The organism is Kribbella hippodromi (assembly GCF_039531045.1).
GTDB lineage: Bacteria > Actinomycetota > Actinomycetes > Propionibacteriales > Kribbellaceae > Kribbella > Kribbella hippodromi.
Map to the genome: position 1 here is coordinate 101,187 of NZ_BAAAPH010000009.1, position 20,403 is coordinate 121,589.

Here is a 20,403-nt window from a genome sequence, read left to right on the forward strand (position 1 = left end):
CGGTCCATTGTGATGTCCTGCGGATCCGCTGCTAAAGCTGGTGACCCGGGCGCGGGCTGGTGCGCTCGGTGGCCGCGGCGGTGGACGCGGCAGTGCCGGCGGCCGGAGCGGTGCTCGTCCCGGTAGGTGCGGAACCGGTCGCTGGGCCGCGCACGCCGTCGAGGGCGTACTGGAGCGCGCCCGCGGTGTCCGCCTTGCGATCCGCCGTCCCCCGGCCTGCCACCTGGCGGCTCGCCGTGCTGGTTCCGCGGCCGCGGTCGGCTCCCAGGCCCTTGTACGGATGCAGGCCGAACTCGTTCACCAGCCGCCGGCACACCTCCACACCGCGCACCGAGTTCCCGGCCTCGTCCAGCCGCGGCGAGAACACCACGACAGCGAGCCGCTTCGACGGCACCACCATCATCACGTTCCCGGACACGCCACTCTTCGCGGGCAGCCCGACCTGGCCGAAGAACTGCCCAGAACCGTCGTACATCCCGCTGTGCGCCATCACCGCCAGCACCTGCCCCGACGTCGCCTGCGAGAACACCCGCTCCCCGGAGTACGGCCCGACGCCCCCGTTCACCAGCGTCGCGCCGGCGGCAGCGAGCCGCTTCGCGTCGACCTGCAGCGAGCACACTTGGAAGTAGAACTCGGCCGCCTTGTCCGGCGCATCGCGGTCCCGCGGGTCGACCCGCAGCATGTCCCGGGAGGCCATCAGATTGGCCAGCCCACGGTTCCCGTGCCCGGTGTCCCGCTCAGCAAGAAAGGTCGGGGTGTCGGACCCCGGCTCCGCACCCATCATCCGCTCCCAAGTCTTCTTGACCTCGGTGAACCGGGCTGTCTCAGCCAGCCCCGGCTCAACCAGCGCGAGCGTTGCGATCGCGCCGGCGTTGATCATCGGGTTCTTCGGCTTGCCGTCATGATCGAGCGAGAGCCGCGGGTCGTTGAACGTACCGCCGCTCTGCTCCTGACCGACCCACCGATGCACCTCCTCGGCGCCGTGCTGCTCGAGCGCCATCGCGTAACTGAACGGCTTCGACGTCGACTGCACGCTGAACCCGGCGTCCGCGTCCCCGATCGAGAACACCTGCCCGTCGGCCGTACAGATCGCGATCCCGAACTTGTCCGGATCGGCATCCCGCAACGTCGGAATGTAGTCCGCGACGGCGCCCTCCTCGTTGGGCAGCAGATCGGTGTAGATCCTCTCCATGCTCTGCCTGAGCTCGGCGAACTCAGCGTGTGAGACCGCCAGCTCATCGCCCAATGCCCGCCCGATCACCCCGTCGCCGTGCTCCGCGATCTTGGCGAACTCTGGAAAGTCGATCTGTGCCGGTTGCTTGTCAATGCCCACCTCCAACGGCCGGCCGTCGGCATCCCGGGCACCGGCCAGCGCCGCACGCACCCGTGGCTCGAGCGGATCGATCCCCGCCTGACCCAGCCGGCTGAGCACGTCCCACATCCAAACTCGCCCATCACCGTCCTTGTCCCACTCCGTGAACAACCGCAACCGCGCTGCTGCCAACTCCGCCAATTCCGTCAACGATTTCCCTTTCCCCAGATCTGGCGGCTGCAGTTTCCCAGACCCGTGTTTCCACGCCCGTTCCCCCTTGTTACGTCAACGTCAACCGCCGGGCCCATTGTTAGACAACTCATCCACTTGTACGATCACCTGGCATGGATCGCATCCGCCGTGTGCAGCTTTCTTCTGTGGTTCTGCCGCTTGATCAGCCCATCAGCGATGCCAAAGTGCTGACCGGCCGGCAGCGGCCGATGACCGAGATCGTGTTTCTGTTCGCCGAGATCGACACCTCGCAGGATCAGCACGGCATCGGCTTCAGCTATTCGAAGCGCGCCGGCGGACCAGCGCAGTACGCGCACGCGAAGGAAGTCGCCGCGAACCTTCTTGGCGCGGACCCGTCCGACATCGCGAAGCTCTACGACAAGCTCCTCTGGGCCGGCGCCTCCGTCGGCCGCTCCGGTGTCGCGACCCAGGCGATCGCGGCGATCGACATCGCCCTGTGGGACCTGAAGGCCAAACGCGCCGGCCTCCCCTTGGCCAAACTCCTCGGCGCACACCGCGATTCGGTGCGCGCGTACAACACCTCCGGCGGGTTCCTGCACGCGCCGATCGAGGAGGTCAAGGAACGCGCCTCGAAGTCCCTCGCGGCCGGCATCGGCGGCATCAAGATCAAGGTCGGCCAGCCGGACACCCGCATCGACCTGGCCCGCGTACAAGCCGTCCGCGACCACCTCGGCCCCGACGTACCCCTCATGGTCGACGCGAACCAGCAATGGGACCGACCGACCGCACTCCGCTTCGGCCGAGTGCTCGAACAGTTCGACCTGGTCTGGATCGAGGAACCACTGGACGCGTACGACGCCGAGGGCCATGCCCAACTAGCAGCAGCGCTTGACACCCCGATCGCGACTGGCGAGATGCTGTCCAGCGTCGGCGAGCACGTACGGCTGATCGACGCGCGAGCGGCCGACATCATCCAGCCGGACGCACCGCGGATCGGCGGCATCACGCCGTTCTTGAAGCTGGCGACGCTTGCCGACCACAACGGTCTGCAGTTGGCACCGCACTTCGCGATGGAGATCCACCTGCACCTGGCCGCGGCGTACCCGCGTGAGCCGTGGGTCGAGCACTTCGAATGGCTGAACCCGCTGTTCAACGAGCGACTGGAAACGGTCGATGGGCGGATGCTCGTGCCGGATCGCCCCGGCCTTGGCTTCACCACCAGCGAGCAGTGCACGCGGTGGACCGTCGACCGCTGCGAGTTCCGATGAGCGGTTTGGCATACCAAATTGTGGAGGAGCTGAAGCAACGAATCCTCAGCGGTGCGATCTCGCCGGGCGCAAAACTGCCGACCGAGTACAGCCTGGTCGAGGAGTTCGGGGTCAGCCGGACCGTCGTCCGCGAAGCGGTATCCCAATTGCAGGCTGCCGGACTGGTGGAGACGTTCCAGGGCCGTGGCTCGTACGTCCTCGAGCTCCCGGAGCGTACGTCCGGACTGCGCGAAGTGCGCTCGCATCGGGACGTACTGGAGCTAATGGACTTCCGGATCGGTGTGGAGAGCGAGGCGGCCGGCCTGGCCGCGAGCCGGCGTACCGCCCATCAACTGAAGGGGATCGAGCGGGCGCTCGACGACTTCCGCCGGGTCGGCGACGATCCGGCACGTTCGGTCGAGGCCGATTTCAGCTTCCACCTCAAGGTCGCCGTTGCCTCGGGCAACCGTTTCTACAGTGACCTGATCAACGACCTGGGCCCGATGATGATCATGCTGCCGCGGACCCGGCTGAACCCGGTATACCAAATGGACGACCCGGACCACCTCACCCGCGTCGTCCACGAACACGAGAACATCCACGCCGCCATCGCCCGCTCCGACCCCGAAGCAGCCCGCGCGGCCACCCGCGTACACCTGTCCAACACCCGCCGCCGCCTGACCAACGGCTGACTCTCGCCGCTACCAGCGCGCGGTGTTCGGCGTGAACTCCGGGTCGACCGTGCGCATGTACCCCGTGTCGTCGCGCTTCCGGATGCCACCGGCCAGGTACTGCTCGTGCAGCTTGCCCAGTGCGTCCTCGTCGAGCTCCACGCCGAGCCCGGGCCCGCGCGGCACCCGTACGCTCCCGCGCTCGAATGGCAGCACGCCAGGCTTGATCACGTCCTCGGTCTTCCACGGGTAGTGGGTATCGCAGGCATAGGTGAGATTCGGGGTCGCCGCGGCCAGGTGTGTCATCGCCGCCAGACTGATCCCGAGATGCGAGTTGGAGTGCATCGACAGCCCCATCCCGAACGTGTCGCAGATCCCGCCCAGCAGCTGCGACCGCCGGAGCCCACCCCAGTAGTGATGGTCCGACAGCACCACCTGAACGGCGTCCGCGAGCACGGCCGGTTTCAGCTGGGCGAACGCGATGACGCACATGTTCGTGGCCAACGGGATTTTGGTATACCGCGCGACCTCCGCCATCCCCTCGATCCCCGGCGTCGGATCCTCCAGGTACTCGATGACGCCTTCAAGCTCGCGCGCCACCCGTACCGACGTCTCCACGGTCCACGCGCAGTTCGGATCGATCCGCAGTTTGTGCTCCGGGAACGCGGCGGCGAGCGCGCGTACGACCTCCACCTCTTGCGCCGGCTCGAACACCCCGCCCTTCAACTTGATCGCCGTGAAGCCGTACTGGTCGATCATCGTCCGCGCCTGCCGCACGATCCCGTCCGGGTCGAGCGCCGCACCCCACGCGCCCGGTTCGCCTCCCGGATGCGCCGCCCACTTGTAGAACAGGTACGCGCTGAAGGGCACCTCGTCGCGTACGGCCCCACCGAGCAGGTCGACCACCGGCCGATCGAGCTGTTTGCCCTGAAGATCGAGCAACGCAACCTCGTACGGCGACATCACCACGTCGACTGGATCTTGCAGGTTGAGCATGCCACCGACCTGTGTCGCGCCACCCGAAGCGAGCGCGTCATGGACCCGGCGACGCAGGCCGTTCAGATCGAACACGTCCAGACCGGGCAGCACCTCCGCGACCGCGGCCAAGCGCGCCAGGTGATCGTCGGCCGCGTACGTCTCCCCCAGCCCGACCAGCCCGTCGTCGGTGTGGACCTGGACGATCGTGCGCAGCGCGAACGGTTCGTGGACACCGACCACATTGAGCAGTGGAGGATCCGCGAACGCCACCGGCGTCAGTTCGATGCGGGAGATCCTGGTCATCCGAGTTCCTTCCGTCGCCGGGTCATCAGTCGTACCGCGGGCAGCGCGAGGACGACAATCAGCACCGCGAGCACCGTCCCGGAGATCGGCCGGGTGAAGAACCCGGCCGGGTTGCCGCCGAAGATCAGCAGCGACTGCCGGACCGCCGTCTCCATCACACTGCCCAGGACGAACGCCAGCACCAGCGGGCCCGGCTCGAAGCCGAACTTCTTCATCAGGTAGCCGAGGACGCCGAACACGATCACCAGGAAGATGTCGAACACCTGGTTCGCGACGGTGTACACGCCGAGCAGCGTGATCAGTACCGTGATCGGCGCCAGTACCGTCGGCCGTACCTTGAGGATCTTCACGAACAGCCCGACCAGCGGGATGCTCATGATCAGCAGCAGGATGTTGCCGAGGTACATCGAGTTGACCACACCCCAGAACAGCTCCGGGTGCTCCGAGACGAGCTGCGGACCGGGCGGTATACCTTGAATCAGCAGCGCTCCGAACATCAGCGCCATCGTCGCGTTCGCTGGTATACCAAGCGTGAGCAGTGGGATGAACGACGAGGTCGCGGCCGCGTTGTTCGCTGTCTCCGGTGCCGCCACGCCCTCGACCGCGCCACGGCCGAACCGCTCCGGCTGCTTGGCCCGCCGCTTCTCCAGCGCGTACGCGACCAGCGATGACAGCGTCGCGCCGCCACCTGGCAGCACGCCGAGCACGAATCCGATCACCGAGCCGCGGCCGATCGCGCCGCTCGACTGACGCAGGTCGGCCCGCGACGGCCAGGCGTTCGTGACCGCGACCGGTTGCTGCTGCTTGTGGTGCCGCTCCTCCAGGTTGTAGAGGATCTCGCCGAGCCCGAACAGTCCCATCGCGATCGGCACGAAGTCGATGCCGTCGGCAAGGTTCAGGCTGTCGAACGTGAATCGGCTCGCACCGGTGAAGGTATCCCGGCCAACCGTTGCCAACAGCAACCCGATGCCAGCGGCAACGACTGCCTTCAGCCGGCCGCCGTTGCCCACCGTCGCCACCAGCAGGACGCCGAACAGTGACAACGCGGCGTACTCCGGTGGACCGAAGTCCAGCGCGACCCGGGCGACCAGTGGTGCCAGCAAGGTCAGGCCGATGATCGACACCGTGCCGCCGATGAACGAACCGATCGCCGCGACGCCGAGCGCCGTACCGGCTCGTCCTTGTCTGGCCAGTGCGAACCCGTCGAACACCGTCACCACCGACGACGCCTCGCCGGGCAGCCGCAACAGCACGGACGTGATCGTCCCGCCGTACTGCGCGCCGTAGAAGATGCCGGCCAGCATGATGATCGCGGACACCGGCTCGACGCCGTACGTGATCGGCAACAGGATCGCGATCGTCGCGGCCGGGCCGAGACCGGGCAGCACGCCGATGAGCATGCCGATCACGACGCCGATCAGGCAGTACAGCAGGTTCGCCGGCTGGAGTACGACGCCGAAACCGTCGATCACCGGGCTCAGGTCCATCAGATCAGCCTGGGCAACGGGATCTGCAGCAGCAGGACGAACAGCGCGTAGAACGCGGCGACCGTACCCACGCTGATCACGACCGACGAGAGCCACGATTCCTTGCCGAGGAACCGCAGCCACACGAACGCCAGCAGCAGCGACGGAATCTCGAACCCGATGACCGGCAGCAACACCGCAAACAGCACCAGCGAAACGACGGCGACCGCGGTCAGCACGCTTGCGCGCGAGAACTTCTCGGTGTCGGTCCCGTGGCGTCCGGTCAGCGCGAGCACCACCGACAGCACCGTCACGACCACGCTCACGACGAACGGCCACAGGCCCGGACCCGGCTGGGTCAACTGCCCCAACCCGAGGGCCAGCGACCCGGCCAGCCCACCGGCTCCGATCAGACCGGCGACGATCGCGGCGCCCAGCTGGGACCACGGCCCGGCGTGCGGCGGCCGGTCCTCGGCCTGCTCGGCGCGCAGGGCCTCCTGATCCGCCCGCAGGGCCTCCTGGTCCGCACTCACTTCTTCGCCGCCAGCGAGATCCCGTACTGATCGAGCTGCGCCTTGTACTTCGTCGCGTACCCGTCGAGGATCTTCCGCACCTCGTCCGGCGACACCTCGATCGGCGTCAGGCAATGCGCGTCGTTGAACTTCTGGTACGCATCGGTGGCGTACGTCTTCTTCGCCGCGTCGGCCAGCTTGGTCTTCACGTCGTTTGGTATACCTTTCGGCGCAGTCAGGAAGCGGTACTGCGAGACCACGACGTCGTACCCCTGCTCCTTCGCGGTCGGTACGCCGGGCAGGAACTTGATCCGCTCGGCCGAGAACACCGCGAGCGGAACCACCTTCTTGGCCTTGACCTGCTCGATCCCGTCACCGACCTGGATCGTTGCCACGTCGACCTGACTGCCCAGCAGCGCGGTCAGCGCCGGCGCACCACCGTCGAACGGCACATCGGTCGCTGGTATACCAGCCTGCTTGAAGGTCAGCGCGGACGCGAGCTGCGCGCCGGTCCCGACTCCAGTGGTGCCGTACTTGACGTTCTTGCCGGCCTGCTTCAGATCCGCGATCGACTTGTATCCCGAGCCGACCGGCGCGATCAGCACGTAGTCGTCCTGCGAGATGCCGCCGAGCAGGTCGAAGTCGTCGAGCCGCACCGCCTCGCCGGCCGGGACCGCGAGCGGGGTGATGGTGAACAGCGACGCGTTCTGGACCGCGATCTTGTACCCGTCGGGCTTGGCGGCCTGCAGTTCCTTGGCGTTCAGCGCCCCGTTCGCACCGGGTTTGTTGATCACCGGCAGCGAGACACCGAGCTCCTTGCCGACGCCCTGCGCGATCGCCCGGGTGATCAGGTCGGTGCTGCCGCCGGGTGACGCGCCGACGGTCATCTGGATGTTCCCGGTCGGGTAGTCGCCCTTGCCGCCGGTGGAAGTCGTCTTCACCCCGCCGCATCCGGCCAGCAGGACGGAAGCACTGACCGCCGTCACCAGGACGCGGCGGTTGAGCTTGCTGAACAGCATCGGAATCCTCCTTGCGGGGAGTGCTGGGAGTGCTCGGTCCGCTCGATTGCGTGAGCGTAGGGAGGTGTGATCATGCCTGTCCAAGCCCGATAAGGCATTGAGTGATACCTTTCGGGAATCATGTTTTCGCTCGATCAGTTGAGCGCGTTCGTCGCGGTCGCCGAGGAACTGCACTTCGGCCGCGCCGCCGAGCGGCTGAACATGACCCAGCCGCCGCTGAGCCGCCAAGTGCAGAAGCTCGAACGGGCCGTCGGCGCGCGGCTGCTCGACCGCGACAACCGCAAGGTCGAGCTGACCGAGGCCGGGCGGGCTTTCCTCACCGAGGCGCGCCGCCTGCTCGCACTGGTCGAAACCGCCGGCGATCTCGCCCGCCGGGTCGACCAAGGCGCCGCCGGCACGCTGCGCCTCGGCTTCACGGCGACCTCGGCAATCCGCACCCTCGGCCCACTGCTCCAGCGACTGGCCGCCGAACTGCCCGACGTCGACGTGATCCTGCACGAGCGCGTCACTCCAGCGCAGATCGACGGACTGCTCCGCGGCGAACTGGATCTGGGTCTTGGCCGGCCGCCCTTCGACACCACCGCACTCGAATCCCGAGTGGTATACCAAGAGCCGTTGTGTGCCGTTGTCCCCAGCAACCATCGGCTCAGCACCCTCGATCGCGCACTGCGCGCGTCCGACTTCGCCGGCGAACCGGTGATCAGCTACTCCCCCACCCAGGCCCGGTACTTCCATGAGTTGACCGTCCGGTTCCTGGCCGACGCGCATCCGCGGATCGAGCAACGGGTGCAGCAGATCCTGACCGTGATTCTGCTGGTCGCGGCCGGCCGCGGCGTCGCCTTGGTGCCGGCGTCGGCGCGCGGCTTCGGCGTCGACGGTGTGACGTACTGCGAGCTCGCAGGCACCGGCGAACCGGTCGAACTGCACGCGATCTGGCGCCGGGACACGACCAGCCCAGTCCTGCAGCGCGTGCTCACGATGCTCCCAGAGCATCACTAGATCCAAAAACGATCTTGGACAGGTATCCACCGGCGTTCTTACGCTGACCGGCGTGACCCACTACTCCCCCACCGAGCTGGCCGCGCACCTCAAGACCGGACTGCTCTCGTTCCCCGTCACGCATTTCTACCCGGACCTCAGCTTCAACGAGGCGGGGTACCGCGAGCACCTGTCCTGGCTCAGTGAGTACGACGTGGCCGGCCTGTTCGCGGCGGGCGGTACTGGCGAGGGGTTCTCGCTCACCCCGGCCGAGATCGACACCGTGGTCCGGGCGGCCGTCGGCGAGGTGAACGGGCGCGTCCCGGTGATCGCGCCGGCCACCGGCGGCACCGCTTCGGCGATCGCCGGCGCGCAGGCGGCCGAGGCCGCCGGCGCGGACGGAATCCTGCTGCTGCCGCCGTACCTGACCGAGGCCGGCCAGCGCGGGCTGGCCGAGCACATCTCGTTGGTATGCCAAAGCACGAGCCTCGGCGTGACCGTGTACAGCCGCGCGAACGCGATCCTGACCGACACGACGGTCGCCGAGGTGGCCGACCGGAACCCGAACCTGGTCTGCCTCAAGGACGGTGTCGGCAACGTCGAGATGATGACCCGGACGTACGCCCGGGTCGGCGACCGGCTCACGTACATCGGCGGGCTGCCGACCGCGGAGACGTTCGCGCTGCCGCTGCTGCAGCTCGGGTACAGCACGTACTCGTCGGCGATCTTCAACTTCGTTCCGGACTTCGCGCTCGGGTTCTACGCGGACGTGCTCGCCCAGGACCGGGCGGTAGTATACCAAAAGCTGAACGAGTTCGTGCTGCCGTACCTGGACATTCGCGACCGGGTGAAGGGGTATGCCGTGTCGATCGTGAAGGCCGGGGTGACCGCGATCGGACGCGACGCCGGCCCGGTACGGCCGCCGTTGCAGGACCTCACCGACGACGAGCGGGCCGAGCTCACCGCACTGATCGAGAAGGCCGGGCTGATCGAGAAGGCCGGGCAGGTCGGGGAGGCCAGGCAGGTCGGGGAAGCCGGGAAGGCCGGGATGGTCCGGTGACGCCGACCGTCGAGTCCGTTGAGGTCGTGCCGGTCGCCGGGTACGACAGCATGCTGCTCAACCTGAGCGGCGCGCACGGGCCGTTCTTCACCCGCAACGTCGTGATCGTGACCGACAGCGCGGGCAATACCGGCCTCGGCGAAGTCCCTGGCGGCGAGAAGATCGCGGCGACCATCCGCGACGCCGCGCCGCTCCTCATCGGTCAGCCGCTCAGCCGGTACCGAAGTCTGCTCCGCGCGATCGCCACCCGGTTCGAAGGGCGGGACGCCGGTGGGCGTGGTCTGCAGACTTTCGATCTGCGGACGACGGTGCATGCCGTCACCGGACTCGAGTCGGCGCTGCTCGATCTGCTCGGCCAGCACTTTGGTATACCAGTCGCCGAGTTGCTGGGTGAAGGGCAACAACGGGCCGCGGTTCCCGTACTCGGTTATCTCTTCTATGTGGGCGATCCGGCGCGGACGGACCTGCCGTACGCGACGGATGCCGGCGACAACAGGTGGTCGCAGCTCCGGCGGAAACCCGCGCTGACCGCTGAGGCGGTTGTCGCGCTGGCCGAGGCGGCGCAGGAACGGTACGGGTTCGCGGATTTCAAGCTCAAGGGCGGCGTTTTCGACCCGCACGTGGAGATCGACGCGGTGCGGGCCTTGCACGAGCGGTTCCCGTCCGCGCGCATCACGGTCGATCCGAACGGCGCCTGGCTGGTACGGGAAGCCATCGCGGTCTGCACGGGCCTGGACGATGTACTGGCGTACGTCGAGGATCCGTGTGGTGCCGAGTCGGGTTTCTCCGGGCGCGAGACGATGGCCGAGTTCAAACGGTATACCGGCTTGCGGACAGCGACGAACATGATCGCGACCGACTGGCGCGAGCTGGCGCACGCGATCCGTTCGAACGCGGTCGACATTCCGCTCGCCGATCCGCATTTCTGGACGATGGCCGGTTCGGTCCGGGTCGCGCAGTTGTGCCACGACTTCGGGCTGACCTGGGGTTCGCATTCGAACAACCACTTCGACATCTCGCTGGCGATGTTCACGCAGGTCGGCGCGGCCGCGCCGGGTGAGATCACTGCCCTCGACACACATTGGATCTGGCAGGACGGGCAGGCGCTGACCAAGGAGCCGCTCCGGATCGCCGGCGGTGCGATCGCCGTACCGGACCGGCCCGGCCTCGGCATCGAGCTGGACCGGGACGCGCTGGCCGCGGCGCACGAGCTCTATCTGGAGCACGGGCTCGGCGCGCGGAACGACGCGATCGCGATGCGGTACCTGATCGAGGACTGGGAGTTCGACCCGAAGCGGCCTTGTATGGTGCGGTGAATGAAGGTCTTCTTGTCCACCGACATGGAAGGTACGGCGGGCGTCGTCGACTGGAGTCAATGTCGCGGGCCGGGCGCCGAGTACGAGTACTACCGCGGTCAGCTGCAGGCCGAGGTGAACGCGGCGATCGACGGCGCACTCGCGGCCGGCGGGACCGAGTTCCTGGTCAACGACTCGCACTCGACGATGCAGAACCTGCGCCCGGACGAACTCCACGGCCGCGCGAGTTACCTGTCCGGCAAGCACAAGCCGATGTACATGATGCAGGGCCTCGACGCCTCGTACGACGCGGTGTTCTTCGTGTCGTACCACGGTTCGGCCGGGTCGACGTCGTCGGTGCTGCACCACACGTACAACCCGCGGGCGATCGCGGAGGTGCGGCTGAACGGCGCGATCACCGGCGAGGCCGGCATCAACGCGTTGGCGGCGCTCGCGTACGAGGTGCCGGTCGCGCTGATCTCCGGTGATCGCGTCACGATCGACGAGGCGCAGGCGTTCTGCCCGGACCTCGAGTCGGTCGTGATCAAAGATTCGGTATCCCATAACGCGGCACTGGCCGTACACCCGGAGCGCGCCCGCGAACTGATCCACGACGCCGCCCGGCGCGCACTGGGCCGGCTGACCGACATCCGGCTGCCGAGCATCGCGCTCCCGGCCGAGCTGACGATCCGGTTCCACAACGGCGCGTACGCCGAACTGGCTTGCGCGCTCCGCGGGGTCGAACGCCGCGAAGAGAAGGTCGTTGCCCTGCGCAATGATGATCCGCTGGTGGTATACCAAACCTTCATCGCCCTGGTACTGCTGAGCCGCGGCGTGAGCGAATAACCGAGGAGCCTGGAATGCGTTGGCAGAAACCGCTCGCCACAGCAGTCGCCCTGACCGCCCTCACCACCACCCTGACCGCCGCCGCGACCGGCACCACCGGGGCTGCGAAGGGTGGTATACCAAACGCTGGCGGTGCCTGCTCCCCGAAGGCGGCCTTCCTCGGCTTCAGCGATGCGCTCGACAAGACCACGTACGCCGGTCAGCCGGTCGCCGGGCTCTCCGCGCTGAACCTCACCGGCCCGAACAGCGCGATCGCCCTGGTGGACAACGTCGGCACCACCCCGGCGCGCGTCTTCGACCTGAGCCTGACCGGCAAACCGGCCTCGGTCAGCGTCGACGGGATGACGATCCTGCGCCGCCCGGATGGTATTCCATTCAACGGCGGCGACTTCGACGGCGAAGGCCTCGTCGTCGAGCGCGGCAACCGCACCATCCTCGCCACCTCAGAACGCGAGCCGTCGATCCGCCGCTTCCGGTTGTCGGACGGCAAGCAGATCGGCCAGTTGCCAGTACCGTCCCGCTTCCAAGTCGCACCGGCCGGCGAGGCGTCCAACAACGCGACCTTCGAGTCATTGGCAGTCAGCCACGACGGCCTCTCGTTGTACGCCGGCATGGAAGGTCCGCTCGCCTCGGACGGTACGGACGCCGGCAACCGTACGCGGAACCGCATCATCCGGTATTTCGGTCTGCCTGGGCGTGACTACCGCCCGGTCGCGCAGTACGCGTACAAGCCGGATCCTGGTCTCGCGCTGGTCGAGCTCGCTTGGGCCGGCCCGACCCAGCTGGTGTCGATGGAGCGCACGTTCACTCCGGGCGTCGGTAACACGATCCGCGTGTTCACGGTCTCGCTGCATCGTGCGAAGGACGTGAGCACAGTGCGGTCGCTGGCCGACGTACCTGAGCAGGTCTTCCTGCGGAAGCAACTGCTGTTCGACCTCGTCAACTGCCCACCATCCGGCGCCGTCGCCAAGCAACCCCAGCCGAACCCCCTCCTCGACAACGTCGAAGCCCTTGCCCTCGGCCCCCACCTCCCCGGCGGCCACCGCCAGCTCTACCTCCTGTCCGACGACAACAACGGCCCAACCCAAACCACCCGCCTCTACTCCCTGTCCATCACCCTCCCCTGACCCCCGCACCACCCCCCTGCCGACGCGATGGTCCCCGCACCAGCCCTCTGGTGACGTGATTGGGACCGCCCAACTACCTGCCTTGTCTTCCTTCCACCGAACCCCGCACCACCCCCACCGATGGCGTGATTGGGACCGCCTCCACCACCTGCCCTGTCTTCCTTCCACCGAACCTCGCACTAGCCCTCTGGTGGCGTGATTGGGAGTGGTGGGTAACACTGTGTGAATGCGCGTGATCGTGGTGGGTGCGGGCGTGATCGGGCTGAGCTGTGCCATCCGGCTCGCCGAGGGCGGGTACGACGTGGCGGTGCTCGCCCGCGATCTGCCCCTGGAGACGACGTCCTCGGTAGCAGCAGCGGTCTGGTACCCCTACCTGTCCGCGCCCGAGGACCGCGTCGCCGCCTGGTCTCGCGCAACGTACGAGGAATTCGCCAAGCTGGCCGAGCACGAGTCATCGGTGCGCTTGCGGCGCGGCCGTGAGCTTCTGACTGAGCGTACGCCGGACCCGCGCTGGGCCGACGTACTCCCCGACCTCACCCGCGTCGCGTCACCGCCCGCCGGGTTCGCGGACGGCTGGTCGTTCACCGCGCCGGTGGTCGACATGCCGATGTACCTGCCGGCGTTGGTGAAACGCCTCGAACAGGCCGGCGGCACACTCTCCCGCGCGGCCCTGTCCGCGCTGCCCACCGGAGCCGACCTCGTCGTGAACTGTACCGGCCTGGGCGCCCGCCTGACCGCCGGCGACCCGACCGTCACGCCGGTACGCGGCCAGGTGCTGAGCGTCGAACCGTGCGGTCTGAGCGAATGGTTGATCGCGGACCGTTCACCGGAAGAGCTGACGTACGTGGTGCCGCGCGAGCACGATGTGATCGTCGGCGGCACCAGCCAGCCCGGCGACTGGAACCTGGCCGTCGACCCCGAAACCACCCGCCAGATCCTCACCCGCGCCGCCGAACTCGTCCCCCAGCTCCACAACGCCAAGATCATCCGCCAACGTGTCGGCCTCCGCCCAGCCCGCCCCACGATCCGCTGCGAACTGGTACGCACCCAAACCGGCCAACCCATCATCCACTGCTACGGCCACGGCGGCTCCGGCATCACCCTCTCCTGGGGCTGCGCCGACGAGGTCCTCCAACTGACCGGCACAGTCGCAACAGACACCCCGTAGCCCCCCGCCCCTGTCCTTGTGGGTTCTCCGGTGCGGGTTTTGGGTGTCCCGGTCCGGGTTCCGGAGGCTGCCGCGCGGGCAGCTGCTTCGGCGTCGATCGGATCGGACTTGCCGGCTGAGCGGCGGGTTTGCGATCGGGCCGGTCGACCTCGATCACGCTCATGCCTTGGCTGGTCAGGTAGTTCGTCAGGCCGTTCCCGTAGGCGCCGGTGCCCTCGACACCGATCCGCTGAACCGTCCCGAACGACTGCAGCCAGGCCAGCAACTGCCGGTAGCCGGCCGGGGCTGCTGGGAACGTGCGGTGATCCAAGAGCCGACCGACGGGATCGATCACCGCGGCGGTATGGGTGTCGCGATGGGTGTCTGCTGGCACGGGCTCCTATGAAGTCACCAACACCCCTGGCCCGGTGAGTGCAAGTAAGTCCCGCAGCCGGTCGACCGACAGATCCAGTTCAAGACCCAAAGTCAGTTAGAGGGCGAGTCAGGACAACCGCTGCGGGGTTCACTCACATCATCCTCATTGTTAGGCGTCCAGGATTTGGCAGAGGAGGTCCAGGGCGCCGGGGTAGGCGTGGTCGGGTGGGGTGGCGTAGCCGACGATGACCGCTTGGCGGGTGGCTGGGGTGGGGGCGAAGTGGTAGGTGGTGAGGGTGGCGAGGCCCAGGCCTTGGCGGGCGGCTCGGGTGGTGATGTCTTCGGCGTCGCCGGGGACGTCGAGGAGGACGTGCAGGCCGGCGGAGATGCCGGCGACCTCGACGGTGGGGGCGCGGACGGCGAGGAGTTCGACCAGGCGGTCGCGGCGGCGGCGGTAGTGCAGGCGGGAGCGGCGGACGTGCCGGTCATAGTGGCCTGAGGCAATGAATTCGGCGAGAACCAGTTGCTCGATCGTCGCAGTTTGGAAGTCCGCGGTACGTTTCGCCGCGACCACCGGCTCGATCAGCCGTTGCGGAAGTACCATCCACGCCAGCCGCAACCCCGGCGCGAGACTCTTACTTGCGGTACCCGTGTAAACAACGCGCTCCGGATCAAGCGCCTGCAAAGCACCAACGGCCTGCCGGTCGTACCGGAACTCCCCGTCGTAGTCGTCCTCGATCAGCACCGCCCCGGACTCGCGCGCCCACTCCACCGCGGCCGTCCGTCGCTCCGGCGCGAGCGGTACGCCCGTCGGCATCTGGTGTGCCGGCGTCAGCAGTACGCCCTGCCCGGTCAAGTGTTCCGTCTGCGCCCCGAGCTCATCCACCGGTACGGCAACCGCATCCAGCCCGCGCGCCCGGATCACGTCGCGGTGCAGCCCGTACCCGAATTCCTCGACCGCCATCGTCGTACCGCCGCCGGATTTGATCACTTCGCTCAGCAAGCTCAGCGCCTGCACGTACCCGGAGCAAATCAGGATCCGCTCCGGATCGGCCCGTACGCCGCGCGCCCGCGCCAGGTAGTCGGCCAGCATCCGCCGCAACTCGATCCGTCCGCGCGGATCGCCCAGCCCGAACGCCTCGTTCGGCGCCGCGGTCAGCGCCTTCCGCGTCGCCGCCAGCCATTCGGTCCGCGGAAAGGTGGCCAGGTCCGGAGCGCCCGGCGTCAGGTCGTACCGAAAACTACGGGCCTCCGGCAACGAAACGGCAGGCGCGGGCGGTACGGCGGCGCGATTCGCCACTACTGTGCCGGAGCCCTGCCGCGCGGTCAGCCAGCCTTCCGCGACGAGTTGCCCGTACGCGTCCGCGACTGTGTTTCGCGCGATTCCAAGATCCTTCGCGAGCGACCGCGACGAGGGCAACCGCGTACCCGCGGTGAGCCGCCCACTACGGATCGACGCGTGCAACGCCTGCACGAGATCACTGCGCCCACGCGTCGCACCGAGCTCCAGATGCAGATCCGCACCCGCCGAAGTCGCCTCCTCCATGCCCTGGACTTTATGCCCTATCGACTCCGGACCAGGGTGACGGCATGCTGGTGGTATACCAGGAGGCGCGGACGTGAGTGAGACGACGACAGCACAGGCGACGTGCTGGTGTTGCGGCAACGAGTTCGCCGAGCGGGACTTGGTGCGGCTGGGTTCGCATCCCGAGGTGGGCGTGTGCTTCCAGTGCGCCCGATTCCTCCGCCGCCGCGCCGCGGAGCGCGAAGACCAGCAGCGGGTATCGGCAGCCGCTCGTCTGCGGGCGGCCGTTCGCACCTCTCGCGCGTGGGTGATCACCCACGGTTGGCATCGCCTACCTCTCGTGGGGCCGATCCTCCGCCGAATCGACCGTCACCTGCCCTGACGTCAACTGCTGCGGCCAGTGCGGTCTGTAGTTGCGCGGCGGTCGGGATCGTGACGACGCGGCCGGAGTCGTCGCGGTACAGCCGGCACGACAGGGTGCAGCCGGCCGCGGACGCGAATGGGTCGGTGCCGTTCACGAGCAGCGTGGGTGAGCCGGCCATGTCGGCCGCGGCTGCATCCGCGTCGGTGCGGACTTCCCGGGTGGTGACGGGTACGTCGGTGAGCTCGCCGAGGCGGGTCAGCAGCGGCGCGAGGTTCGGGCAATCGGGGACGTGGAGCACCTCCAGCTTCACCGTGACTCCACCGCCTGGCTTCACTGTGGTTCCACCGCCGCGAGGGCCTCGAGTAGTACGCAGCGGCGCTGGTCGCGTGGGAGTGCGCAGGTGTCGACGAGCTCGGACAGCGAGTCGCGCATCCGCTCCAGGTCCGCGATCCGGGCCTCCAGATCGGCCTTGCGCGTTTCGGCGAGCGTCAGCGCGGCATCGCAACTGTCCGGACCGCCCGCGTCGAGGTGTACCAGTTCCTCGATGTCGTCCAGCGTGAACCCAAGCTCTTTCGCCCGCTTCACGAAGCGCAGCAACTCCACCGTCGACGCCGGGTAATCACGGTACCCACCCGAGGTCCGCGGCGGCCGCTCCAGCAGACCGCGACGCTCGTAGTAGCGCAATGTCTCAGCGTTCACCCCGGCCTGTCCGGCCAGCTCACCGGTTCGCATACCCCATCCTCAACCCTGTACCGAACTCCAAGGTCAACTCTCGGCCGAAAGTCATTCACGACCCGGCTAGTAAATTGGCCCGTGGATTCTTCTTGGAAGTGGACCAGGCGTCTGGGCCGGTTGCGGCCTAAGTTGAAGACATGAGCACATCGACAACGCGGCGAGTGAAGCTCGCCAACCTTGCACCGGACTTCTACCAGGCGATGATCGAGCTGGACCGGGTGTCCGACACCGGTCTCGACCCGAAGCTGGCGCACCTGGTCCGGATCCGGGCCTCGCAGATCAACGGCTGCGCGTACTGCACCGACATGCACTCCCTCGACCTGCTGCAACTGGGCGCGGACCAGCAGCAGCGGATCACCCTGCTGCCGGTCTGGCGGGAGGCTAAGAAGTTCTACACCGAGCAGGAGAAGGCCGCGCTTCAGCTGACCGAGGCGATCACGCTGGTGAGCGTGGACCACGTGCCGGACGACGTGTACGAGGTGGCCGCGCAGGCGTTCGACGAGAAGGACCTGGCCCGGCTGATCGCGCTGATCATCACGATCAACATGTGGACCCGGGTCGGGGTGACCGGAAAGATGGAGCCCGGCCACTACAACCCGAGCTGAGCCGGCCGATGACTGCGGAACTGTTCAGGGCACTGCACCACGGCGGCACGCCGCTGATCCTGCCGAACGCCTGGGATCCGGTCAGCGCCCGCCTGGTCGCCGAAGCCGGCTTCCCCGCTGTTGCCACCAGCAGCGGGGCGGTCGCCCGGGTGCTCGGGTACGACGACGGGCAGCTGACCCCACCGGAGCAGATGTTCGCCGCCGTCGCGCAGATCGTCCGCGCGGTTGGTATACCAGTGACGGCCGATCTGGAGTCCGGATACGGGTTGGCACCGAAGGAGTTCGCGGAGCGGTTGCTCGAGACGGGCGCGGTCGGCTGCAATCTGGAGGATTCGGTCGGCGGTGAGCTGGTCGACGTTTCACAACAGGCCGATTACCTCGCCGAAGTACGCGCGGCCGCAGGCGCCGAGCTGGTGATCAACGCCCGGGTGGACACCTTCGTCCGGCGGGTCGAGGACCCGGTCGCGGCGGCGATCGCCCGGGGGCGGGAGTACCGGCGGGCCGGGGCTGATTGCGTGTACCCGATCCTCGCTCCGGTATACCAAATCGCCGAAGTGGCCGAGGCCGTTGGCGGGCCCATCAATGCGCACGCCAAGGTCGGCGGACCGGCCCCGGCCGAGCTCGCGGCGGCCGGGGCGACGCGCATCTCGTACGGCACCAGCGTGCACGACCACGTGATGACCCACCTCCGCGAGCTACTGCCGACGTTGAGCTAGCCAGGACCGTCAGAGGCGGCGGAGGGCGTAGACGAGGGCCCAGTCCTGGTCGTTCGCCAGTGGGTCGGCGACGTGGGCCGGCTGCCCGTTCACGCAACTCGGGTAGACGAAAGCGCACGTCGCCGAACCGTCCGCGGCGAAGCTGACCAGATTCGCGCGAAGGATCGCGTCCTCCGCAGCATCGAGCCACTCGGCCAGCTCCGGTTCGACCAGCTCGCGCGGCCAGGCGGCGTACACGACCGCGCTCAACGCGGACCAGTAGTGCGGGAAGACATCGCCCCACAAGCGCAGCCGGCCGAACCAGTACCCGTCCCAGTGCCGGAGTGCGACATGCCGGAGGCGCACGTCGGGCTGATCCGCCGCGAAGGCGGTCAGCCACGGCAGCCGCCGGGCGAGCTCGGCGCCGTCGATTTCGTCCGGCGCGATTTGGTATGCCGAAACCAGGAGCTCGAGCAGCGGCGCCACCATGCTCTGCTCATAATTCACCTCATGCGGCGGCAGCTCGTCCCCGTACCCGATGAAGGTTTTGGCATGCCGGACGAGATGGTCGTGCAGACCGAGCTCACTCAGCAGCGGACCGAGGTCGAACGCGAGGAAGTGATCGCCGCCGAGCTCGTAGTACCGATCGAGGATCCGCGTCGCGCCGTCCCGGTCGCCCTGCCCGAGCAGGAACCGCGCGAACCACGGGAAGTTGTAGAGGCGGACGGCGTTCTGGTGGATGCTGTCGTCCTGGATCGTGCCCGCGTCGTCGAGCAGATGATCGCGGACGAACTGCTCGTACCCCGCGAGGGCCTCGTCCAGCTCGGCACGATCGCCCCAGCCGCGATCGCGTACCTCCTGCAGGAGAATCGCCATCCCGATCCGCTCGCGGGCATCCGACCAGTCACGCCAGGCGCTGGACAGTACGGTGAGGCCGCTGTCGTTGTCGTACGGCACGAACGCGTACTTGCGGCTGCCGTCCAACTCGGGGCGGCGTTGATGATCAAGGATGAATCGCGCGCGGCGTTCCGCGATCACCCGGAGCGGCTCGTGGAACAGGACGGCGACGCGGGCGGTCCGCGTACCGTCGGTGGCTTCGACGTGGTGGAGGCCGGGCTCGTCGCTGCTGAGTTCGCGCGGGTCGATGCCGGTGAGCTGGAGCGTTCCGCCGACCTCGGTCGCCAGTTTTGTTGCCTCGATCAACGGTTGGCGATCGGCGTGGAAGTCGGGAAGTTTGGTATACCAGGCGAGCTGCCAGGTCCACCGGTAGGTCGCGCCCGGTTCGAGGGTGATCGCCGGCTGGCCGCCCATGGCGTGCGGGGCGCGGGCCTGGTCGGTGACATGCAGGTAGATGTGCCCGCGGATGTTGCTGCTGGTGCCTGGCTCGCGGGACTCGACCGAGTACGCCCAGAGCTCGCCCTCCGTGAGCTGCAGGCCCAGACCCGGCCCGCTGCCGTCCATCGGCACCGCCCAGACCCAGGCGTCCGCGCCGCCCGTCCAGACGTGCGCGTGCACTGATCCGGTGAGGCTCTCGCGGCTGGACGCATACACGTCGCGGTACGGCGTACTGATCGCGATCGACCCGACCTCGACCGGCGCATCGGCGGTGTTGCGCAGCTCGTACGTCTCCGTCCACCGCTCACCGAAACGGCGGCCGACCCGCAACTCCAGCTCGCCGAACCGGTACAGCAGGTCGATCCCGCTGCTGCGCCAGCGCGTGAACGCCGGGTTGTCGAACCGGTACGTACCGCGATCGGTGATGACGAAACCCTTGCCCCACGCGTGCAGACTGTCGTGTACGACACCTTCGTCGAGCAGGACGCGCCGGCCGTCCGGGTGCAGCACCTGCGCGACCGCACCGTCATCGGCGACCTGGACCGAACCTGAACCGAATTCAAAACTTTCCACGATCCGCCAACCTAATCGATGTCGAGAACCGCGCGCCTGCTCC

General features: G+C 67.9%; 20 protein-coding genes. 10 read left to right on the forward strand and 10 right to left on the reverse strand.

What is annotated here, in order from left to right; all coding sequences use genetic code 11:
- Positions 1-31 precede the first annotated feature (31 nt).
- Positions 32-1,522 (reverse strand): glutaminase A, encoded by a 1,491-nt coding sequence (gene glsA / locus ABD260_RS15905; protein WP_344234298.1) that lies wholly within the window; start codon positions 1,520-1,522, stop codon positions 32-34.
- A 134-nt stretch (positions 1,523-1,656) separates the two neighbouring features.
- Between glsA and ABD260_RS15910 the strand changes: the two genes are divergently transcribed.
- Together ABD260_RS15910 and ABD260_RS15915 are read left to right on the forward strand one after the other, a co-directional pair.
- A complete protein-coding gene (locus ABD260_RS15910; RefSeq protein ID WP_344234299.1) occupies positions 1,657-2,772 on the forward strand; it encodes an L-talarate/galactarate dehydratase in 1,116 nt (371 codons plus the stop codon).
- Positions 2,769-3,443 (forward strand): FadR/GntR family transcriptional regulator, encoded by a 675-nt coding sequence (locus tag ABD260_RS15915; RefSeq protein WP_344234300.1) that lies wholly within the window; start codon positions 2,769-2,771, stop codon positions 3,441-3,443. Before ABD260_RS15910 ends, ABD260_RS15915 begins: the two co-directional genes overlap by 4 nt.
- A gap of 9 nt (positions 3,444-3,452) precedes the next feature.
- Here ABD260_RS15915 and ABD260_RS15920 read toward each other — a convergent pair whose 3' ends face one another.
- From ABD260_RS15920 to ABD260_RS15935, 4 genes are read right to left on the reverse strand one after another with little or no spacing between them, the layout of a single operon-like run.
- Positions 3,453-4,703: a glucarate dehydratase family protein gene (locus ABD260_RS15920; RefSeq protein ID WP_344234301.1), complete on the reverse strand. Its 1,251-nt coding sequence runs from the start codon at positions 4,701-4,703 to the stop codon at positions 3,453-3,455.
- Positions 4,700-6,190: a tripartite tricarboxylate transporter permease gene (locus tag ABD260_RS15925; RefSeq protein ID WP_344234302.1), complete on the reverse strand. Its 1,491-nt coding sequence runs from the start codon at positions 6,188-6,190 to the stop codon at positions 4,700-4,702. The genes ABD260_RS15920 and ABD260_RS15925 overlap by 4 nt, the downstream gene beginning before the upstream one ends.
- Positions 6,190-6,702, reverse strand: a complete 513-nt coding sequence (locus tag ABD260_RS15930; RefSeq protein ID WP_344234303.1) for a tripartite tricarboxylate transporter TctB family protein — start codon at positions 6,700-6,702, stop codon at positions 6,190-6,192. The genes ABD260_RS15925 and ABD260_RS15930 overlap by 1 nt, the downstream gene beginning before the upstream one ends.
- Entirely contained in the window at positions 6,699-7,700 is a 1,002-nt protein-coding gene (locus ABD260_RS15935; RefSeq protein ID WP_344234304.1) for a Bug family tripartite tricarboxylate transporter substrate binding protein, read from the reverse strand. The genes ABD260_RS15930 and ABD260_RS15935 overlap by 4 nt, the downstream gene beginning before the upstream one ends.
- 120 nt (positions 7,701-7,820) lie before the next feature.
- Here ABD260_RS15935 and ABD260_RS15940 point away from each other — a divergent pair, with 120 nt between their 5' ends.
- The 6 genes from ABD260_RS15940 to ABD260_RS15965 all read left to right on the forward strand — a co-directional run bounded on the left by ABD260_RS15940 (position 7,821) and on the right by ABD260_RS15965 (position 14,174).
- Entirely contained in the window at positions 7,821-8,699 is an 879-nt protein-coding gene (locus ABD260_RS15940; RefSeq protein ID WP_344234305.1) for a LysR family transcriptional regulator, read from the forward strand.
- Between the two features lie 52 nt (positions 8,700-8,751).
- Entirely contained in the window at positions 8,752-9,738 is a 987-nt protein-coding gene (kdgD, locus tag ABD260_RS15945) for a 5-dehydro-4-deoxyglucarate dehydratase (RefSeq protein ID WP_344234306.1), read from the forward strand.
- Entirely contained in the window at positions 9,735-11,054 is a 1,320-nt protein-coding gene (locus ABD260_RS15950) for an enolase C-terminal domain-like protein (protein ID WP_344234307.1), read from the forward strand. The genes kdgD and ABD260_RS15950 overlap by 4 nt, the downstream gene beginning before the upstream one ends.
- A complete protein-coding gene (locus tag ABD260_RS15955) occupies positions 11,055-11,879 on the forward strand; it encodes a M55 family metallopeptidase (protein ID WP_344234308.1) in 825 nt (274 codons plus the stop codon).
- Between the two features lie 14 nt (positions 11,880-11,893).
- Positions 11,894-13,006 carry an esterase-like activity of phytase family protein gene (locus ABD260_RS15960; RefSeq protein ID WP_344234309.1) on the forward strand — a complete coding sequence of 371 codons (1,113 nt, stop codon included), beginning with the start codon at positions 11,894-11,896 and terminating at the stop codon, positions 13,004-13,006.
- Positions 13,007-13,232: 226 nt separating this feature from the next.
- Positions 13,233-14,174 carry an FAD-dependent oxidoreductase gene (locus ABD260_RS15965; RefSeq protein WP_344234311.1) on the forward strand — a complete coding sequence of 314 codons (942 nt, stop codon included), beginning with the start codon at positions 13,233-13,235 and terminating at the stop codon, positions 14,172-14,174.
- On the opposite strand, the gene ABD260_RS37590 is transcribed toward ABD260_RS15965, so the two are convergent.
- The 4 genes from ABD260_RS37590 to ABD260_RS15980 all read right to left on the reverse strand — a co-directional run bounded on the left by ABD260_RS37590 (position 14,104) and on the right by ABD260_RS15980 (position 17,149).
- Complete coding sequence (locus ABD260_RS37590; RefSeq protein WP_425553347.1) at positions 14,104-14,547, reverse strand: IS110 family transposase; 444 nt, start codon at positions 14,545-14,547, stop codon at positions 14,104-14,106. The two genes, ABD260_RS15965 and ABD260_RS37590, sit on opposite strands and share 71 nt — an antisense overlap.
- Positions 14,548-14,697: 150 nt before the next feature.
- Positions 14,698-16,074, reverse strand: a complete 1,377-nt coding sequence (gene pdxR, locus ABD260_RS15970; RefSeq protein WP_344234312.1) for a MocR-like pyridoxine biosynthesis transcription factor PdxR — start codon at positions 16,072-16,074, stop codon at positions 14,698-14,700.
- Between the two features lie 290 nt (positions 16,075-16,364).
- Complete coding sequence (locus tag ABD260_RS15975; RefSeq protein ID WP_344234313.1) at positions 16,365-16,727, reverse strand: hypothetical protein; 363 nt, start codon at positions 16,725-16,727, stop codon at positions 16,365-16,367.
- Positions 16,728-16,747: 20 nt separating this feature from the next.
- The gene (locus ABD260_RS15980) at positions 16,748-17,149 is read right to left on the reverse strand and encodes a MerR family transcriptional regulator (protein ID WP_344234315.1); all 402 of its coding nucleotides are present in this window, start codon (positions 17,147-17,149) and stop codon (positions 16,748-16,750) included.
- A 140-nt stretch (positions 17,150-17,289) separates the two neighbouring features.
- On the opposite strand from ABD260_RS15980, the gene ABD260_RS15985 reads away from it, so the two are divergent.
- Together ABD260_RS15985 and ABD260_RS15990 are read left to right on the forward strand one after the other, a co-directional pair.
- A complete protein-coding gene (locus tag ABD260_RS15985; RefSeq protein ID WP_344234316.1) occupies positions 17,290-17,757 on the forward strand; it encodes a carboxymuconolactone decarboxylase family protein in 468 nt (155 codons plus the stop codon).
- Between the two features lie 8 nt (positions 17,758-17,765).
- A complete protein-coding gene (locus tag ABD260_RS15990) occupies positions 17,766-18,473 on the forward strand; it encodes an isocitrate lyase/PEP mutase family protein (protein WP_344234317.1) in 708 nt (235 codons plus the stop codon).
- A gap of 9 nt (positions 18,474-18,482) precedes the next feature.
- Here the strand turns inward: ABD260_RS15990 and ABD260_RS15995 are convergent, their stop codons facing one another.
- Positions 18,483-20,360, reverse strand: coding sequence for a hypothetical protein (locus tag ABD260_RS15995; RefSeq protein WP_344234319.1), 1,878 nt, complete (start codon positions 20,358-20,360; stop codon positions 18,483-18,485).
- Positions 20,361-20,403 lie beyond the last annotated feature (43 nt).

Coding starts and splice junctions, on each gene's coding strand:
- pdxR (WP_344234312.1), bottom strand. CDS start 16,074: ATGGAGGAGGCGACTTCGGCGGGTGCGGATCTGCATCTGGAGCTCGGT.
- ABD260_RS15920 (WP_344234301.1), bottom strand. CDS start 4,703: ATGACCAGGATCTCCCGCATCGAACTGACGCCGGTGGCGTTCGCGGAT.
- ABD260_RS15965 (WP_344234311.1), top strand. CDS start 13,233: ATGCGCGTGATCGTGGTGGGTGCGGGCGTGATCGGGCTGAGCTGTGCC.
- ABD260_RS15925 (WP_344234302.1), bottom strand. CDS start 6,190: ATGGACCTGAGCCCGGTGATCGACGGTTTCGGCGTCGTACTCCAGCCG.
- ABD260_RS15985 (WP_344234316.1), top strand. CDS start 17,290: ATGAGCACATCGACAACGCGGCGAGTGAAGCTCGCCAACCTTGCACCG.
- ABD260_RS15940 (WP_344234305.1), top strand. CDS start 7,821: ATGTTTTCGCTCGATCAGTTGAGCGCGTTCGTCGCGGTCGCCGAGGAA.
- ABD260_RS15915 (WP_344234300.1), top strand. CDS start 2,769: ATGAGCGGTTTGGCATACCAAATTGTGGAGGAGCTGAAGCAACGAATC.
- ABD260_RS15990 (WP_344234317.1), top strand. CDS start 17,766: ATGACTGCGGAACTGTTCAGGGCACTGCACCACGGCGGCACGCCGCTG.
- ABD260_RS15955 (WP_344234308.1), top strand. CDS start 11,055: ATGAAGGTCTTCTTGTCCACCGACATGGAAGGTACGGCGGGCGTCGTC.
- ABD260_RS15935 (WP_344234304.1), bottom strand. CDS start 7,700: ATGCTGTTCAGCAAGCTCAACCGCCGCGTCCTGGTGACGGCGGTCAGT.
- ABD260_RS15980 (WP_344234315.1), bottom strand. CDS start 17,149: ATGCGAACCGGTGAGCTGGCCGGACAGGCCGGGGTGAACGCTGAGACA.
- ABD260_RS15910 (WP_344234299.1), top strand. CDS start 1,657: ATGGATCGCATCCGCCGTGTGCAGCTTTCTTCTGTGGTTCTGCCGCTT.
- ABD260_RS15960 (WP_344234309.1), top strand. CDS start 11,894: ATGCGTTGGCAGAAACCGCTCGCCACAGCAGTCGCCCTGACCGCCCTC.